General features: G+C 73.9%; 16 protein-coding genes and 1 pseudogene. 10 read left to right on the forward strand and 7 right to left on the reverse strand.

Translation table 11 applies throughout. From position 1 onward, the window contains the following. Positions 1-318 precede the first annotated feature (318 nt). Complete coding sequence (locus ACIRS4_RS28710; RefSeq protein ID WP_404201503.1) at positions 319-456, forward strand: hypothetical protein; 138 nt, start codon at positions 319-321, stop codon at positions 454-456. Between the two features lie 21 nt (positions 457-477). Further along, on the forward strand, positions 478-1,242 hold the full coding sequence (locus tag ACIRS4_RS28715; protein ID WP_404201505.1) for a hypothetical protein: 765 nt from the start codon (positions 478-480) through the stop codon (positions 1,240-1,242). 72 nt (positions 1,243-1,314) lie between these two features. Here ACIRS4_RS28715 and ACIRS4_RS28720 read toward each other — a convergent pair whose 3' ends face one another. After that, positions 1,315-1,821, reverse strand: a complete 507-nt coding sequence (locus ACIRS4_RS28720) for a hypothetical protein (protein WP_404201507.1) — start codon at positions 1,819-1,821, stop codon at positions 1,315-1,317. Positions 1,822-2,168: 347 nt separating this feature from the next. Here ACIRS4_RS28720 and ACIRS4_RS28725 point away from each other — a divergent pair, with 347 nt between their 5' ends. Further along, positions 2,169-2,834: a class F sortase gene (locus ACIRS4_RS28725; protein WP_404201509.1), complete on the forward strand. Its 666-nt coding sequence runs from the start codon at positions 2,169-2,171 to the stop codon at positions 2,832-2,834. A gap of 43 nt (positions 2,835-2,877) precedes the next feature. Here the strand turns inward: ACIRS4_RS28725 and ACIRS4_RS28730 are convergent, their stop codons facing one another. Continuing rightward, positions 2,878-3,717, reverse strand: coding sequence for a polysaccharide deacetylase family protein (locus ACIRS4_RS28730; protein WP_404201511.1), 840 nt, complete (start codon positions 3,715-3,717; stop codon positions 2,878-2,880). Between the two features lie 167 nt (positions 3,718-3,884). Here ACIRS4_RS28730 and ACIRS4_RS28735 point away from each other — a divergent pair. After that, positions 3,885-4,345: pseudogene (locus tag ACIRS4_RS28735) on the forward strand (universal stress protein). A 58-nt stretch (positions 4,346-4,403) separates the two neighbouring features. On the opposite strand, the gene ACIRS4_RS28740 reads toward ACIRS4_RS28735, so the two are convergent. Beyond that, positions 4,404-5,552, reverse strand: coding sequence for a CapA family protein (locus ACIRS4_RS28740; RefSeq protein WP_404201513.1), 1,149 nt, complete (start codon positions 5,550-5,552; stop codon positions 4,404-4,406). Between the two features lie 222 nt (positions 5,553-5,774). Here ACIRS4_RS28740 and ACIRS4_RS28745 point away from each other — a divergent pair, with 222 nt between their 5' ends. The 5 genes from ACIRS4_RS28745 (at position 5,775) to ACIRS4_RS28765 (ending at position 10,173) form a co-directional block, all read left to right on the forward strand. Further along, positions 5,775-6,323, forward strand: coding sequence for a sigma-70 family RNA polymerase sigma factor (locus tag ACIRS4_RS28745; protein ID WP_404201515.1), 549 nt, complete (start codon positions 5,775-5,777; stop codon positions 6,321-6,323). A 149-nt stretch (positions 6,324-6,472) separates the two neighbouring features. Then, entirely contained in the window at positions 6,473-6,985 is a 513-nt protein-coding gene (locus ACIRS4_RS28750; protein WP_404201517.1) for a hypothetical protein, read from the forward strand. Between the two features lie 141 nt (positions 6,986-7,126). Continuing rightward, a complete protein-coding gene (locus ACIRS4_RS28755) occupies positions 7,127-7,780 on the forward strand; it encodes a zf-HC2 domain-containing protein (protein ID WP_404201519.1) in 654 nt (217 codons plus the stop codon). A gap of 160 nt (positions 7,781-7,940) precedes the next feature. Further along, positions 7,941-8,327 (forward strand): hypothetical protein, encoded by a 387-nt coding sequence (locus ACIRS4_RS28760; RefSeq protein WP_404201521.1) that lies wholly within the window; start codon positions 7,941-7,943, stop codon positions 8,325-8,327. 7 nt (positions 8,328-8,334) lie between these two features. Further along, positions 8,335-10,173: a caspase domain-containing protein gene (locus tag ACIRS4_RS28765; RefSeq protein ID WP_404201523.1), complete on the forward strand. Its 1,839-nt coding sequence runs from the start codon at positions 8,335-8,337 to the stop codon at positions 10,171-10,173. Between the two features lie 9 nt (positions 10,174-10,182). Here ACIRS4_RS28765 and ACIRS4_RS28770 read toward each other — a convergent pair whose 3' ends face one another. Further along, complete coding sequence (locus tag ACIRS4_RS28770; RefSeq protein ID WP_404201525.1) at positions 10,183-11,046, reverse strand: Fpg/Nei family DNA glycosylase; 864 nt, start codon at positions 11,044-11,046, stop codon at positions 10,183-10,185. 31 nt (positions 11,047-11,077) lie between these two features. After that, positions 11,078-13,192 (reverse strand): SpoIIE family protein phosphatase, encoded by a 2,115-nt coding sequence (locus ACIRS4_RS28775; RefSeq protein WP_404201527.1) that lies wholly within the window; start codon positions 13,190-13,192, stop codon positions 11,078-11,080. A gap of 149 nt (positions 13,193-13,341) precedes the next feature. Here ACIRS4_RS28775 and ACIRS4_RS28780 point away from each other — a divergent pair, with 149 nt between their 5' ends. Next, positions 13,342-14,763 carry a lipase maturation factor family protein gene (locus ACIRS4_RS28780; RefSeq protein WP_404201529.1) on the forward strand — a complete coding sequence of 474 codons (1,422 nt, stop codon included), beginning with the start codon at positions 13,342-13,344 and terminating at the stop codon, positions 14,761-14,763. Here ACIRS4_RS28780 and ACIRS4_RS28785 read toward each other — a convergent pair. Then, positions 14,751-15,734 carry an aldo/keto reductase gene (locus ACIRS4_RS28785; RefSeq protein WP_404201531.1) on the reverse strand — a complete coding sequence of 328 codons (984 nt, stop codon included), beginning with the start codon at positions 15,732-15,734 and terminating at the stop codon, positions 14,751-14,753. The genes ACIRS4_RS28780 and ACIRS4_RS28785 overlap by 13 nt on opposite strands. Next, a complete protein-coding gene (locus tag ACIRS4_RS28790; protein ID WP_404201673.1) occupies positions 15,731-16,489 on the reverse strand; it encodes an SDR family NAD(P)-dependent oxidoreductase in 759 nt (252 codons plus the stop codon). Before ACIRS4_RS28790 ends, ACIRS4_RS28785 begins: the two co-directional genes overlap by 4 nt. Positions 16,490-16,592: the final 103 nt, after the last annotated feature.

The raw sequence follows: 16,592 nt of genomic DNA on the forward strand, positions 1-16,592 counted from the left end.
AGCCACTCGTGGCCCGCTCCGCCGGGGTGCCCGGCACCGCCCCCGCCGGAGCCCGCGCCCCCGCCGCCGGAGCCGGAACCGGAGCCGTCCTGCTCGCCGACGCCGCCTCCCGAACCGGCGCCGGAGCCCACCGCCGCGCCCGAGCCGGTCCCGCTCCCGAAGCCGCCCCCTCCCCCGAGGGCCCGTCCGGCGCCCCCGCCCGCGCCGCCGGCGCCGAGACGCCCGGCGCCACCGCCTCCCGCCCCCGCACCGCCCGCACCACGGCCCGCGCCGACTCCGCCGCCGCCGAAGCCGGCGCCCCGACCCCCCGCTCCCCCGGTGACCCCGGTGCACTACCCCGCGTACCACGCCCCGTCACACCGGCGGGCCGCCCGCGGCGGCCGGTCACCGGTCACCTATCTCCTGCTCGTCGCCCTGCCCGCGGTGATCGCCGTCGCCGCGCTGCGGCCCCGCTGACGCCCGCCCTGGAGGCTTCCCTTGCCGGAATGGCTTGTTCTCACCCTCGCGATGCTCGCCGCCTGCGCGGTGGTGGTCGTCATCACCCTCGTCCGGCACCGCAGGGCGGCCGAGGACGAGGACCCCTCGGAGACCCCGGACGTCATCGAGTACATGACGATGTGGATCGGCGTCGTCTACGCCATCGTCCTGGGTCTGGCCATCGCGGGCGTGTGGGAGGCCCGCAGCGCCGCCCAGGACCATGTCCAGGCGGAGGCGCAGGCGCTGCACGAGATCTCGGAGCGGGTACGGGTGTACCCGGCGGACGTCCGTGACCGGATTCGAGCGGATGTCAACGCCTATGTCGGACACGTCGTCACCACCGAGTGGCGGAGCATGGCCGACGAGGGCCAGGTGACCGCGCGCGGTGACGCGCTCCTGCGGCAGGTCCGCGTGGACGTCACCGACTACCGGCCCGCGTCCGACTTCGAGGCGCAGGCCTACCAGCCGCTGCTGGACCAGATGGCCGCGGCGGACCAGGCGCGCAACTCCCGCGCCGACTCCACCGGGCCGACCATGCCGGGCGTGGTGTGGTTCGGGCTGATCGCCGGCGCTGTGATCACCATCGGGATGATCTTCGCCCTCCAGATTCGGCGCACCGCCCGGGAACTGGTCCTGGCGGGGCTGTTCTCCGCCCTGATCGCCTTTCTGCTCTTCCTGATCTGGGACTTCGACGCCCCTTACAGCCGGGGCGTCACCGCCTCGGCCGAGCCCTTCCTGTACCTCTTCCCGGGCGTAGGGAACTGATCTGACGTCCGGCCGGGGCGGCGGCGGACTCCGCGCCGCCGCCCCGGCCGGCCGCGGGACGGCGCGCGGACCTCAGGCCCGGCGCTCGGCGCGACGGCGCATCCAGAACAGTCCGCCGCCCACGACGGCCGCGGTGACGAGTCCGCCACCGATGGCCACGTCGGTCGGGGTGGCGCCGTCGGAGGTGCTGCCGCCGAGGCCGCCGCGGACGCCGCCGATGACGGAGAACGCGGCCGGGTTGCTCAGGGTGCGTCCGTTGCAGTTGATGGTGATGCCGTGCGTTCCCGGGCTCGCGTTGATGTCGACGGCCACCACGCCCTTGGAGGACCCCCTGACGCCGGGGAACGGCGTCAGGTTGGCGATCCGGAACGCGCTGGAGCTCATGGTGCCGCCGGTGGGGCAGCCGTCCACCGTGATGGTCAGCTGACCGCCCCGGGCGATGACGCTGGGCAGGGCGAGGATGTTGCTGGGACTGATGGACATGCCGTCCCGCGCGACGGCCGCCGGGGCGGCCGTCGAGAGAGCGGCGGCCACGGCGGCCGAGACCGCCGAGGCCCGCAGAAGACGAGTCGTACGCATGTGCTCCTCCGCGGAAGGCGCCCCGGGACCCGTCCCCGGTCTGTCGGCGAGTGAACGCCTCCCGAATAGACCCTCAGATGCCGTGCGGGCAGCCGCATTTCGGCGATGGTCCGTCCCGGTGAGAGGACACGCCGGGCGAAAAGCACACAATCGGATATCGCCGCAGGTCACGGACCGTCAGAAATTTCCTCCCGGTCGGCCCCCGGATGGCGCACGCGAAATCCGCCCGCCACCCGTTCGCTCCCCGCCCCGTCGCCGGTTTGCCGGGGGGCGCTTAGCGTTGCCGTACACGCGCTGTCGTGTGCGCGAAGGGACGTGGCGACGGCCGCGCCGGAAGGGGATGGCGAATGTACGGGTACGGGCTGTCCACGGAGGAAGAGGAGGAGCGGCCCAGGAAGCGCGCGCCCTGGGGGGTGATAGCGCTGGTGCTGCTGACCGGCCTCGCGCTCATCCGCAACGGTTCGGGCGAGTTCGACATGGGCCCGCCGCAGCCCGCTTCGGCGGCCGCCGCCGACACCAGCGCCCAGAGCTCCCTCGGCGGCGCTCCCCGGGCGCTGCCGTACGCCGAGCCCGACCGGGTGCGGATCCCCGCCATCAGCGTCGACGCCCCCCTCATGGCGGTCGGCCTGGACCCGGACGGCTGGGTGGGCGCGCCGCCGCCCGAGGACGCGAACCTGGCCGGCTGGTTCACCGGCGCCGTCTCGCCGGGCGAGAAGGGGACCGCCGTCGTCGTCGGCCATGTCGACAACCAGCAGGGGCCGGCCGTGTTCTACGGGCTGGGCGCCCTGAAGCAGGGCAACCGGGTGGAGATCCCGCGCCGGGACGGGAAGACCGCGGTGTTCGAGATCTACGGCGTGGAGGTGTTCGCGAAGAACGACTTCCCCGGCGACCGGGTCTACGCCTCCAAGGGCGCGCCCGAACTGCGGGTGATCACCTGCGGCGGCGGTTTCTCCAAGGCGAACGGGTACGACGGCAACGTGGTCGCCTTCGCCCGCCTGGCCGAGGTCCGCTGAGCGGGTCCCCGGCCGGGCGGGCGCGCCCTGAGGGGTCCTCGCGCTACGCCCAGGTGCGGCGGGGCACGGTGAGGTGGTAACCGGAGTCGAGGAGTCGCGGGAGGTAGTCGCGCAGGGCATGGACGCTCGCGGTGCGGTCGCCCCCGGCGTCGTGCGAGAGCACCACGACGCCGGGGGCGGCGCCGTCCTCGACGCGGTCCACGATGGTGTGGGCGCCGGGACCGGCCCAGTCGAGGGTGTCGAGCGTCCAGGCGAGGGGCTCCATGCCGAGTTCGGAGCCGAGTTGGAAGGCGGCGCGGTTCCAGGCGCCGTAGGGGGCGCGGAACCAGCGGGGGCGCGCGCCGTAGGCGTCCTCGATGACGTCGCAGGTACGGGACATCTCGGAGCGGATGCGGCGGCGGCTGAGCCGGGTGAGGAGGGGGTGGGACCAGGTGTGGTTGCCGACGACGTGGCCCTCGTCGGCCATCCGGGCCAGCAGGCCCGGGTTGGCGGCGGCCATCTCCCCGCACACGAAGAACGTCGCCGGGACGCCGTACTCGGCGAGGGTGTCCAGAATGCCGGGGGTGTAGCGCGGGTCGGGGCCGTCGTCGAAGGTCAGCACCATGGTCCGGCCGCGGGCGGGGACGCTCAGCAGCGGGGCGTGCCGCACGGGCGGGCGGCGGGGCGCGACGGGCGGCGGGCCGTCTCCGGTGAGCGGCTGGAGGCGGTGGACGGAGGGCTTCGCCGGCGGTCGGCGGGCGGGGGCGCCGGCGGCGGGAGGGGCGGGGCGGCGCGGTGCGTCGCCGGAGTCCCCCGGGAACAGGCCGGCCGCGCCGGCCGCGCCGACGGCGGCGACCCCGGCGAACAGCAGCCGGCGCCGTGTGAACAACTGATCCTTCTGCATGCCCCATCAGTCGCCCGTCCGGCCCCCGACGCTCTCCAACGACACCGCGCCGCCCGCCGATTCCACCCGCCCGGCCCAGCACGGGGCGGGGTCGTGGGCGCGGGCCGCCGCCGCGGTGGGCGGCCCCGGCGGGTCCGGCGCGGGCACGGCTTGGATAGCCTCGGGGTGTGACGGAGCAGCGGGAACAGGGATTCGAACGGGGCACGGACGGGCCGAAGGTGATCGTGGCCGGCGTGGACGGCTCCGACTCCTCCCTGCGGGCCGCCGCCTACGCGGGGGTCTGGCCCGGCGTCAGCACGCGCTGCTCGCCGTGGTGTACGTGCAGCCGGTGACGGCGGCGGGCGCGGTGCTCGGGGCGCCGGTCGCGGAGGTCTCCGAGGAGATCGCCGAGGACATCGTGGCGCAGATCAGGGAGGCCGCCGAGCGGCACCGGGGGCTGTTCGAGGTGCGCTGGGAGTTCCACACGTTCCGCGGCGACCCCTACTCGGGCCTGGTGCGGGCCGCGGACGAACTGAAGGCCGACGCGGTGGTGGTGGGAGCCTCGGAGCAGGCGGGCCACCGGTTGGTGGGCTCGGTGGCGGTACGCCTGGTGAGGGCGGGGCGCTGGCCGGTGACGGTGGTGCCGTAGAGACGCTTCGTGGCGGCCGCCCCTGCGCGGCGGCCGCTCACCACGCGCTGGACAGCCCTCAGCCGGCTGTCAGGCCCTGCCCGGCCGCTCCCCGGCTGAGGACGACGGTGCGGATGTGGTCGCGGACGCTCTGGACGTCGGCGCCCCGGGCGAGGGCCTCGTCGAGGTCGACGGTGCGGCCGGCGTCGAGGTCGTAGGCGTACGGGACGAACGCGGCCTTCGTCACCTCCCAGCGGCCGCCGGGCCGGGCGGGCCGGGTGAAGGTGAAGCGGGCCACGCTGGACTGGCCGGCACGCGGGTCGGGCACGCCGTTGCGGACCGTCTGGCCGGCGATCTGGTCCCCCATGCCGTACACGACCCAGGTGCCGTTGACCTTCTCGTAGGGCTGCGGGACATGGGCGTGGGTGCCGAGGATGAGGTCGATGTCGGGGCGGCCGCCCGTGCGGGAGGCGGTGAGCGCCTTGGCGAGGGCGATCTGCTGCCGGTCCGGCGTCTCCTGCCATTCGGTGCCCCAGTGCAGGGAGACCACGACCACGTCGGCGCCCGCCCGGCGGGCGGCTCTGGCGTCGGCGACGATCCGGTTCTGGTCGACGCGGCTGACGGTCCAGGGGCGGTCCGGCGGCACGGGGTTGCCGCCGGTGTCGTGGGTGTAGGCGAGGTGGGCGACCCGCGCGGGCCCGGCGGGCAGGAGCGTGACGCCGTTCGCCTCCGCCTCGGTGCGGGCGGTCCCCGCGTGCCGTACGCCGACGCCGTCGAGGGCGTCCAGGGTGCGGCGGACGCCGTCGGGGCCGTCGTCGAGGCTGTGTTCGGAGGCGGTGGAGCAGCCGTCGTAGCCCGTGGCCGCGAGGGCTTCGGCGATCTCGGGCGGGGACCGGAAGACGGGCTGGCCGCTGTAGGCGCCGTTCGCGCCGTACACGGTCTCCATGTGGCACAGGGCCAGGTCGGCGCCGGAGACGAGGGTGCGCACGCCTTCGAACATGGGGCGGAAGTCGTGGCCGGTCCCGCCGGCGTCGGCGTGGGCCCGTTCGATGACCGAGGTGTGCGGGACGACCTCCCCGGACGCGACGAGGGTGAAGGTGCGGGCGGTGGCGGCGGGGGCGGGCCGGCCGGCGCGCGCGGCGGGCCGGCGGGCGTCTGCCTGGCAGGCGGCCGCCGCGGTGAGGACCCCGGTCAGGACCAGGGCCACCAGATGTCTGCGGCCGATCACCGGATCACCCCGTTTCCCATGAATTGTCATATGTGAGCACGTATTACTAGTAATTCATGTACGGGATGCGTAGGGCCCGGCACTCCCGGGCGTCCGGCGCGATGCGCGCGATCGGCGTAGCCCGGACCGTTCGTCGAACCGTTCGTCGACGCGATCGACCGTCCGTCGCAGACCCGTGTGCGTGGCCTGTTCCTTCCGGCCGCCCTGCGGTGCCATACGGCCATGACGGCACCGGCCACCCTCCCCGCCCGGACGACGACCGCCGAGCACGAGCTCGCCGCGCTCCAGCGCGAGCACGGCAGGCCGCTGTTCGCGCTGCTGCTGAGGCTGTGCGACGGCGACCGCCAGCGCGCCGAGGACCTCGTGCAGGAGACCCTGGTGCGCGCCTGGCAGCACCCCGAGGCACTGCGCGCCGACGCGTTCGACTCCGTCCGGCCCTGGCTCCTCACCGTGGGGCGGCGGCTCGCGATCGACGCGCGGCGGGCCCGGCAGGCCCGGCCGGCGGAGGTCGGGGACGCGGTGCTGGAGAACGCGCCGGTGTGCGCCGACCACGCCGAGCGGGCCGTCGCGACCCTCGATGTACGCGAGGCTGTGAAGACACTCACTCCGGAGCACCGTGAAGTCCTGGTGCTGGTGTATTTCCAGGGGGCCAGTGTGGCGGAGGCCGCCGAAGCCCTCGGCATTCCGCCGGGTACCGTGAAGTCCCGCGCGTACTACGCGCTGCGCGCCCTGCGCCGGGTGCTACCGGGATACGCGGCCGACCTGCGCTGAAACCCACGGACGGGTCAAGCCTCCGTAAAGCGCCTTGCCGAGGACCCCTGTTGAGTAATCGGGTGTCCTTATCCGTGTTCCCGAGGGGGCCCGTCGCCCCGGGCCCCGGCATCGGGTGACGCGCTCGCACCGGAGGAAGGCAGGAAGGGATGCAGCACAGAGGTCATCAGAGCACGGACGGCGCCGACGGCGAACTGACCGTCCCCATGGCCTGGTTGTACGCCGAGTACATCGCCGACGAACTGCTGCGGACCGGCGATCTCATGCCGCCGACGTCCTTCGAGTTCCGCGCCGGGCGCGACGCTCTGGCGCTCACCATCTTCCTGTCCGACACAGACGGCGAACTCTCCGGCATCCGGGTCGTCACCCAGCTGGAGACCTGGCTCTCACTGACCGCCTACGACCAGCCGTGGCAGGACTGGGTGGCCGAACGGATGGATCAACTCACCCTGCTGGCAGCCGAGTCGGACGCTCCCGCACCCGATCTGGAACTGGCGGCGGCTGCCTGGCGCTGGCTGGAGGAGACCGAGCTGCTCGCTCCCGACCTGAACGCCGTGCCGGGCGGCTCGCCGGGGGGCGGCGAGGACGAGGGACCCAAGGTGTGGACCCCGGCCTGGCAGCTCGGGCTGCCCCTCGGTCATCTCGCCATCCATCTTTTTTAGATTCCGACCAATCCGCGGGCCCGGCCGCTCCGAACGCCTGGGTCACGATTTGGTACGGGCCTTGAGTGATTCGGCTGCCGGGTGCGTACCGGTGGGAGCAAGGAGTAACCCCACTGGCACCCAACGGCACGAGGTTTCGGCATGAGGTCCCTGGAGAGGCATCGCGACGTCGCCGCGTACGCGCTCGGCGTGCTGGACGAGGCGGAGGCCTTCCGTTTCGAGGACCACCTCATGGAGTGTCCTCAATGCGCGGCACAGGTCACTGAGTTCGGTCCCACCACCCGGCAGATGATGCTGTACCGGCGGGCGACGCCCCGCACGGTGCACCCCTTCGCCGGGCCCGGCCCCCGGATGCTCGACAAGCTCCTGGCCGAGGTGGCCACCCGGCACCGGGCCGTCCGCCGCCGGCTGCTGTACGCCGTCGCCGCCTCGGTGGTGATCGCGCTCGCCGCACCCACGCTGGCCATGACGGCGGGCGACGGCGGGGACGACGCGGTCCGGGTCACCGCGACCGACGAGAAGACCGGCGTGTGGGCCGAGGTCACCATCGAGGACGAGGTCTACGGCAGCCACGTCGAGCTGAAGGTCAAGGACGCGGCCGGCCCGCGCGCCTGCCATCTGGTCGCCATCGGCCACGACGGCACCGAGGAGACCATCACCAGCTGGACCGTCCCCCGGCAGGACGCCCGCCCCAACACGATGCAGGGCGGCGGCGCCCGCCACCCCGACGAGGTCGCCTGGTACGAGGTCCGCACCATGTCCGGCGAGCCCCTGGTCCGCCTGAACGCCAAGTAGCCCCCGAACAGGGCGAGTCAAAGCCCCGGACGCAATTTGCGACCGTCCGGGTGACGGCGGAGACTGGTGTGAGGGGCGCGGAGCCGTCGTCACGCCGCACCGCCACCGATCCGGCCCTGCGCCGCCGCCCGCGAGCACCTCGTCGAGAAGGGGCTGTCCGGTGGAGAACACCCTGCGGATCCTCCTGACCGAGGAAGGCGCCGAGGCCGAGGACGTCGACTACCTGACCGGCTGTCTGCGCGAGGAACTCCTGCGGCTCGACGTGGACGACGTGCGAGCCGTCCCCGGCGGCGAGCCCCCGCCCGGCACACGCGCCATGGGCATCGAGACCATCGGGGCGCTCCTGGTGAGCCTGGGCAGCAGCGCCGGCGCGCTGACGCAGGTGCTGAGCGCCGTCCGCGCATGGCGCGCCCGCTGCGGCGAGTCCCGCCCCTCCCTGAGGCTGACCATGGACGACGACGTCCTGGAGATCTCCGAGGCGACGGCGGACCAGGTGACGGAGGCCTTCGACCTGTTCGTCCGCCGCCATTCCACCGTCGGGACGTGAACACCCCATGGACCGGCCCCGGCATGCGCTGATCATCGCCAACGACCGCTACGAGGACGGGGGGCTGCGACAGCTGAAGGCGCCGGCGCAGGACGCCGTCGCGCTCGCGGAGGTCCTCGGCGATCCCCAGATCGGCGACTTCGACGTGGACGTGCTGAGGAACGAGCCCGCGCACGCCATCCGGCGGACGGTCGAACGCTTCTTCTCCGACGGCCGGCGCGACGACACGCTGATGCTGCACTTCTCCTGCCACGGCCTGAAGAGCGAGTCCGGCCACCTGTACTTCGCCGCCCGCGACACCGAACCGCGGCTGCTGGAGGCCACGGCGGTCTCGGCCACGTTCGTCCGCCACTGCATGACCCGAACGAGGGCCCGCCGCACCGTGCTCTTCCTGGACTGCTGCTACGGCGGCGCGTTCTCGCGGGGCTCCTCCGGCGTGCGGGCCGGGGGCGACCTGAACGTCCTGGACTCCTTCGCCGGCGAGAAGCTGGGCGGCGGCCGGGGCTGGGCGGTGATCACCGCCTCGGACGCCATGGAGTACGCCTTCGAGGGCTCCGAACTGGCCGAGGGCGCCGCGCCGCGCCCCTCGCTGTTCACCCACGCGGTCGTCGAGGGCCTCACCAGCGGTGAGGCCGACCTCGACGCGGACGGCGAGATCTCCCTCGACGAGCTGTACGAGTACGTCTTCGACCACGTGCGACAGCGCAACCCCCACCAGACCCCGGGCCGCACCGTCGACATGCAGGGCGACATGTACCTGGCGCACAGCCGGCGGCGGCGCGTCGTGCCCCGCAAGATCCCGCCGGCCCTGCGCGCCGCGATGGAGGACCAGAACTTCTACGCCCGTCTGGGGGCCGTCGCCGAGCTGCACACATGCGTGGAGAGCCCCGACCTCTCCCTGGCGCTGGGGGCGCGCCTGGCCCTGGAGGAGATCGAGCACAACGACATCCGGGTGGTCGCGGACGAGGCGCGGCGGGCCCTGGCCAGGACCGAGCTGCGGCCCGATCCGGTACGGCTGGACTTCGGCCGGTTGCGGCAGGGCTCGGCGGCGCCGCACCGCGGCGTCCGTCTGCTCGGCCCACCGCTGGCCCGCAGCTGCACCGCGCATCCCGCGGGTGACTGGATGCGGACCGAAGAGACCCGCGAGGGGCTGGACGTGAGCATCGACACGTCCACGCCGGGTCGTCTCGTCGGCGACCTCTTGCTGAAGGGGGCCGCCGGCGAGGCGGTACTGCGCGTCGAGGCGGAGGTCCAGCCGACGCAGGCGCCGCCGCCCGCACCTCCCCCGCCTCCCCCGCCTCCGCGGTGGCCGCCGTCGTCGTCATCACCGCCGGAGCAGACTTCGCCGGCGACGCCCCACTCGTCGCCGCCGACCGTGTCGATCTCACCGGCCTCGACGGCGTCACCGGCCTCGGCCGCGACGCCCGGACGGCCGCCCCCGCCCGCGACGCCCACCCCGTCGGCGCCGCGCCCCTCCGCGCGCGCCCCGCTGCTCGCGGGCGCGGCGCTGGCGCTGGCCCTGGTCTGCGTGGGCGCGGTGGTGCGGGCCGGAGTGAAGGCCAAGGCCGCCGCCGATCTCAGACGCCACAGCGGCGACCTCGGAGAGCACCTCGGCGCGTTCGGCGTCGCGACGACGCTCGCCGTCGCCCTGGCCACGGCGACGGGCGCCCTGATCCTCGGCGCGCTCGCCCGGCACGACCTGACCGCGCGCCCCACCCGGCGCCGGCCGTCGGCGCCGGGCACGACGAGGTCGCTGGCGTGGGCAGCCAGACTGCTGGCGATCCCGGCGCTGGTCCTGGCGCTGCTGGCGGCGATCGCGTATCCCATCGCGAACAAATGGGTGTGAGCCGGGCGGCTACTTGAGCAGACGGGACATCCTGCGGTCCGCCAGGGGCTTTCCGCCTGTCTGGCAGGTGGGGCAGTACTGCAGCGAGGAGTCGCTGAAAGAGACCTCGCGGATCGTGTCGCCGCAGACCGGGCACGGCTCGCCGGTGCGGCCGTGGACGCGCAGACCGCTCTTCTTCTCCGACTTGAGCCGCCCGGCCGCCACGCCCCGTGAGCGTTCGACCGCCTCGGTGAGCGTGGTGCGCAGCGCCTCGTAGAGGACGTGGACCTCCTGCGGGGTGAGGGAGGCGGCCAGTTTGAAGGGGGACATCCGCGCGGCGTGCAGGATCTCGTCGCTGTAGGCGTTGCCGACGCCGGCGATCAGGCTCTGGTCGCGCAGGGCGCCCTTGAGCTGCCGGCGTTCGCCCGCGAGGAGGGCGGCGAAGCGCTGTTCGTCGAAGCCGGCGGCGAGCGGGTCGGGGCCCAGGCGGGCCACGCCGGGCACCTCGCGCGGGTCCCGGACGAGGTGGACGGCGAGGCGCTTCTGAGTTCCGGCCTCGGTGAGGTCGAAGCCCTCGCCGGTCTCCAGGGCGACCCTGAGGGCGAGCGGGCCCTTGCCCGGCCGGGGCGGGCCGTCGGGGAGGCGGTCCCTCCAGTGCAGCCAGCCGGCGCGGGCCAGGTGGGTGACGAGGTGCAGGCCGTCGTCGGTCTGGAGGTCGAGGAACTTGCCGTGCCGGCGCACAGCGGTGACCCGGTGGCCCTCGACGGCCGTCAGCGGCGGGTCGTAGGTCTTCAGGACGCTGATCGCGACGGGCAGGACGCGTACGATCTCGTGGCCGACCAGGTGCTCGGTGAGGAAGTCCCTGAGCGCCTCGACCTCGGGCAGTTCCGGCATAGGTCCAGAGTGCCACCGGAAAGCCGGGTCCTCAGGTCCGCTCCGGGCCCGGCAGGACCTCGAACTCGCACCACACGCACTTGCCGCCGCCGCGCGCCTCCACGCCCCAGGCGTCCGCGAGCAGGTCGACCAGGAGCAGGCCGCGCCCGGAGACGCCCGACACGCCCGCCTCGCGGCGGCGCGGCAGGGCGCTGGAGGAGTCCTCGACCTCGACCCGCAGCCGGCGGCCCTCGCCGACGAGGACCCGCAGGGTGACGATCGCGGCGCCCTCGGTGTGCATGAGGGCGTTGGTGACGAGTTCATCGGCGACCAGCTCGATCTCGTCGGAGCGCTCGCGGCCGCCCCAGGCGCGCACGGCGGCGCGGATCATGTGCCGGGCCCCGGCGAGGGCCTCGGGATCGCCGGGCGCGACGTGCTGCTGGAGCCGGCCGCCGCCGGGCGGGGTGTCCGCGCCCCGCCTGCGCAGCAGCAGGAGGGCCACGTCGTCGTCCCCGCCGCGCTCCTCGGCGACCTCGATGAGCCGGTCGGCGAGTCCGCGTACGTCGTCGGGGCCCTCGACGATCAGCTCGATGAGCGCCCGCATGCCGTCGTCGAGGTCGGCGCCGGGCTGTTCGATCAGCCCGTCGGTGCACAGCAGCAGGGTGTGCCCGGGGTCGAGTTCGAGGGTGGCGACCGGGTACTCCAGGCTGCGGAACTCGGCGGACAGGCCGAGCGGCATCCCGCCGGGCACGGAGATCCGCCGGCAGACGCCGTCGGCGCCGCGGACCAGCGGGTCGATGTGGCCGGCCCGCACCACCTGGACCACGCCGGTGGACAGGTCGGCCTCGGCGTAGAGGCAGGTGGCGAAGCGGTCGGTGTCGAGTTCGTGCAGGAAGACGGAGGCGCGGGCCATCACGGTGGCCGGGGTGTGGCCCTCGGCGGCGTAGGCGCGCAGCACGATGCGCAGCTGGCCCATGACGGCGGCGGCGTGGGTGTCGTGGCCCTGGACGTCACCGATGACGGCGCCGACCCGGCCGCCCCGGGAGGAGTCGCCCCCGGGCAGCGGGATCAGGTCGTACCAGTCGCCGCCGATGTCGCGGCCGAGGGAGCCGCCGATGGTGGCGGCGCGGTAGCGAACGGCGACGTCCGCGCCGGGCACGCTCGGGATGGTGCGCGGCAGCATGGCCTGCTGGAGGCCCTGGGCGATGTCCTTCTCCTGCTCGTAGAACATGGCCCGTTGCAGGGACTGGGCGATGCTGCTGCCGAGGGCGACGAGGATGTTGCGTTCCTCGGGGGTGAAGCCCTCTCTGTCGTTGTAGAGGAGGCCCACCGCGCCGATCGGCCGGGCCTGGACGATGAGCGGCAGATAGGCGGCCGAGGTGATCTCCAGGTCGGCGAGATGCGGCCACAGCATGGGGTAGCCGAGGGCGAACTCGTCCGGCGACTCGATGAAGCGGGGGGTGAGGGTGCGCACGACCTCGCTCATCGGGTACGGCTCGTCGATGCCGGTGACGAGGGTGCCGGGCACGAAGCTGCCCTCGGGGCCCTCGGCGATCAGCCGGATGCGGCCGGCCTCGACCAGGCCCATGACCAGGCTGGTCGCGCCCAGGTGGGTGAGGCCGTGGGTGTCCTTGAGGACGTCGATGACGTCCTGCACGGTCCGGGCGTGCGCCAGGGCGGCCGTGGTGAGCTGGACGACGTTGGTCTGCTCGCGCCGCGCGTCGTCCAGGGCGGCCTCGTCGCGGCGGGCGGCGAGGTCGCGCAGTTCGTCGGTGGCGTCGCGGACGATGCCGATGATGCGGCGCGGGCGTCCGGTGTCGTCGCGCCGGATGTAGCCCTGGGTGTGGGTCCAGCGCAGCCGGCCGTCGCGCAGCCGCATCCGGAAGTAGACGCCGTAGTTCTCGCTGCCGTCCTTGATGGCCTGGGCGACCAGGGCGTCCAGGCGGATGGCCTCGGCCGCCGGGATGCGCGGGGCCAGGCTCTCCGGGCGGCCGTCGTATTCGTCGGGGCGTACGTCGAAGATGGCGTGGGCGCGGGCGTCCATGTGGAACAGCCCGGCGTCCAGGTCCCAGTCGAAGCCGCCCATGCGGTTGAGGGCCAGGATCGGATCCGGGTGGGTGGGCCAGTCGTCCGGGAGGGACAGCTCGCTCGCTCCCCGATCAACCATGGGCCCACCTTGCCAGGATTTGTCCGAATCTTCGAGTGGGGCCGGGCCGGCGTCCCGGCTTGCGCGGGCCCGGGCCCCGGGTTACCCAGGCCCTGGCGAGGAACACGCGCCGTGAGCGGGGCGGGCGGGGAGAAGGGAGCCTTACGGCCGTGGACTGGTTCACCTCACCCGAGTACTGGACGAGCCGGCTGGTCTTCCAGCGGGCCCTGGCCGGTGTGTACCTCGTCGCGTTCCTGACGGCGGCCCGGCAGTTCAGGGCGCTGATGGGCGAGCGGGGGATGCTGCCGGTGCCGAGCTTCACCGCGCGGGTTCCGTTCCGGCGGGCGCCGAGCCTGTTCCACCGGCACTACTCCGACCGGTTCTTCGCGGTGTGCGCCTGGACGGGCTGCGCGCTGTCGGCGGCGCTGCTCGCGGGGCTGGACGGCTTGCTGCCGTTGTGGGGCGCGATGCTGCTGTGGCTGGCTCCGTGGGCGCTGTACCTGTCGATCGTCAACGTCGGCCAGACCTGGTACGGCTTCGGCTGGGAGTCGCTGCTGCTGGAGACCGGGTTCCTCGCGGTGTTCCTCGGCAACGACGAGGTGGCGCCGCCGGTGGTGGTGCTGTTCGGGCTGCGCTGGATCCTGTTCCGGGTGGAGTTCGGCGCCGGCCTGATCAAGATGCGGGGCGATCCCTGCTGGCGGAAGCTGACCTGTCTGGACCACCACCACGAGACGCAGCCCATGCCCGGCCCGCTGAGCTGGTTCTTCCACCATCTGCCCAAGCCGCTGCACCGGGTGGAGGTCGCCGCCAACCACGTCACGCAACTGTTCGTGCCCTTCCTGCTGTTCACGCCCCAGCCGGTGGCGACGGCGGCCGCCGCGCTGATGATCCTCACCCAGCTGTGGCTGGTGCTGTCGGGCAACTTCTCCTGGCTGAACTGGATCACCGTGGTGCTGGCCGTGCCCGCGCTCGCCCTGCCCGCCGATCCGCCGCCCGTTCCCGCCGCCCCGCTGTGGTACGTCGTGGTGGTGCTGGCCGTCGCCGCGTTCCTGCTGTTCCTCAGCCACCGCCCGGTGCTCAACATGCTCTCCCGCGGGCAGGTCATGAACCGTTCGTTCGACCCTCTGCACCTGGTCAACACCTACGGCGCGTTCGGCAGCGTCAGCCGGGTCCGCTACGAGGTGATCGTCGAAGGCACGCTCGACGAGACGCCCCGGGAGGACTCCGACTGGCGGGAGTACGAGTTCCGGGGCAAGCCGGGCGATCCCCGGCGCTGGCCGCGCCAGTTCGCCCCCTACCATCTGCGGCTGGACTGGATGATGTGGTTCGCCGCGCTCTCCCCCGCCTACGCCGGCGCCTGGTTCGGCGCGCTGGTGGAACGGCTCCTGGAGGACGACCGCGACACCCTCGCGCTGCTGCGCCGCTCCCCCTTCCCGCCCGGCACGCCTCCGCGTCACGTCCGCGCCCGTCTCTTCCGCTACCGGTACACGACCTGGCGCGAGCTGCGGGAGAGCGGGGCCTGCTGGGAGCGCACGTTCGTGCGCGAGTACCTGCCCCCGACCCGGCTGTCGACGACGGCTCACCGGCCGTAGACGCCGCCGTCCGGCAGCAGTCCCGTCTCCCGCAGTTCCCGCCACAGCGCGCCGGGCACCGGGGTGGCGAACTGGTCGGCGCAGTCGTGGACCTCGGCCGACGAGCGGGCGCCCACGAGGACGCTCGCGACGGCGGGGTGCGCCGCGCAGTAGGCGAGGGCGGCGGCGCGCAGCGTGACGCCGTGCCGCTCGGCCGCCTCCTTCATGGCCAGCGCCCGCGCGAGCGTCCCGGCGTCCGCACGGGCGTAGTCGTACGTCGCTCCCGGCCTCGGGTCGGCCAGCAGGCCGGAGTTGAAGGCGCCGCCGACGACGACCGACACGCCCCGTTCGACGGCGGCCGGCAGCAGTTCGGCCGAGGCGCGCTGGTCGAGGAGGGTGTGCCGGCCGGCGCACAGGACCACGTCGACGTCCGTCTCGCGGACGAACCGGGTGAGCATCCCGGCCTGGTTCATGCCGGCGCCGATCGCGCCGATCACGCCTTCGCCGCGCAGCCGCTCCAGCGCCGGATATCCCTCGCGGAAGGCCTGTTCGGCATGGTCGTCGGGGTCGTGGAGGTACACGACGTCGACGCGGTCGAGGCCGAGGCGTTCGAGGCTGGACTCCAGGGTGCGGCGGACGCCGTCGGCGCTGAAGTCCCAGACGCGGCGGTGGTCGGCGGGGACCGCGAAGCCGTCGGCGAGGTCGTCGCCGTGCTCGTGGGCGGGCCCCGCCGGTTCCAGTCGGCGGCCCACCTTCGTCGAGACGGTGTACTCCTCCCGCGGGAACTGCCGCAGGGCTTCGCCGAGCCGGCGTTCCGACAGGCCGAGACCGTAGTGCGGCGCGGTGTCGAAGTAGCGGATGCCGCGCAGCCAGGCGGCTGAGACGGTGTCGTACGCCTGCCGATCGCTCATCGCCGTGTACAGGTTGCCGATTCCGGCGGCGCCGAGACCCAGCGGGCCGACCTGGACGGTGCTTCGGCCGAGGGCGGTCACCGGTCGGCCGGCGGGCGCAGCCGCAGGCCCTGTACGCCGCCGTCGACGGCGAGGGCGGTACCGGTGGTGGCGCCGGACAGGGGGCTGGCCAGGTAGGCGATGGCGCCGGCCACCTCGGCGGCGCTGACCAGGCGGCCGAGGGGCTGGCGGGCCTCCAGTGCGGCGCGTTCGGCGACGGGGTCGTCGGCGGCGTCGAGCAGCCGGGTGACCCAGAGGGTGTCGGCGGTGCCCGGGGTGACGCAGTTGACGCGGACGCCCTCGCGGACGTGGTCGGCGGCCATGGCGAGGGTGAGGGAGTACACGGCGCCCTTCGCGGCGCTGTAGAGCGCCCGTTGGGGCAGTCCGGCGGTGGCGGCGATGGAGCAGGTGTTGACGATCGCCGCGTGGGCGGAGCGGCGCAGGTGCGGGAGGGCCGCCCGGGTCACCCGCACCATGCCGACGACGTTGACGTCCAGGACGCGGTGCCACTCGGCGTCGTCGTTGTCCTCGACGGTGCCCAGGGCGCCGACGCCCGCGTTGTTGACCAGCACGTCGAGCCCGCCCAGCTCTGCGACGGCGGCCGTGACGGCCGCGCGCACGGCGGCGTCGTCGGCGAGGTCGGCACGGTGGCCGGACAGCGGCGGCTCCACGCCCGTCGGATCGAGGTCGAGGACGGCGACCCGGGCGCCGCGCTCGGCCAGCAGTTCGGCGGTGGCCCGGCCGATACCGGAGGCGCCGCCGGTCACCAGGGCGGCGATCCCCTCGAAGTCGCTCATGCGTGCCATGCCGCATGGATACCAGACCGGCGGCAGGTCGCGACACCCCGCGCGCCACGACGCGTCGCCGCGTCGGCGCAGGTGGCGGAGGCGGAGGAACGGC

Origin of the sequence: Streptomyces sp. NPDC101166 (assembly GCF_044768125.1) — a bacterium.
GTDB lineage: Bacteria > Actinomycetota > Actinomycetes > Streptomycetales > Streptomycetaceae > Streptomyces.

What these genes read in the sequence shown, in the direction of transcription:
- ACIRS4_RS28790 (WP_404201673.1), bottom strand. Translation starts at nt 16,489, where the DNA reads ATGAGCGACTTCGAGGGGATCGCCGCCCTGGTGACCGGCGGCGCCTCC.
- ACIRS4_RS28755 (WP_404201519.1), top strand. Translation starts at nt 7,127, where the DNA reads ATGAGGTCCCTGGAGAGGCATCGCGACGTCGCCGCGTACGCGCTCGGC.
- ACIRS4_RS28720 (WP_404201507.1), bottom strand. Translation starts at nt 1,821, where the DNA reads ATGCGTACGACTCGTCTTCTGCGGGCCTCGGCGGTCTCGGCCGCCGTG.
- ACIRS4_RS28770 (WP_404201525.1), bottom strand. Translation starts at nt 11,046, where the DNA reads ATGCCGGAACTGCCCGAGGTCGAGGCGCTCAGGGACTTCCTCACCGAG.
- ACIRS4_RS28745 (WP_404201515.1), top strand. Translation starts at nt 5,775, where the DNA reads ATGACGGCACCGGCCACCCTCCCCGCCCGGACGACGACCGCCGAGCAC.
- ACIRS4_RS28775 (WP_404201527.1), bottom strand. Translation starts at nt 13,192, where the DNA reads ATGGTTGATCGGGGAGCGAGCGAGCTGTCCCTCCCGGACGACTGGCCC.
- ACIRS4_RS28765 (WP_404201523.1), top strand. Translation starts at nt 8,335, where the DNA reads ATGGACCGGCCCCGGCATGCGCTGATCATCGCCAACGACCGCTACGAG.
- ACIRS4_RS28725 (WP_404201509.1), top strand. Translation starts at nt 2,169, where the DNA reads ATGTACGGGTACGGGCTGTCCACGGAGGAAGAGGAGGAGCGGCCCAGG.
- ACIRS4_RS28730 (WP_404201511.1), bottom strand. Translation starts at nt 3,717, where the DNA reads ATGCAGAAGGATCAGTTGTTCACACGGCGCCGGCTGCTGTTCGCCGGG.
- ACIRS4_RS28750 (WP_404201517.1), top strand. Translation starts at nt 6,473, where the DNA reads ATGCAGCACAGAGGTCATCAGAGCACGGACGGCGCCGACGGCGAACTG.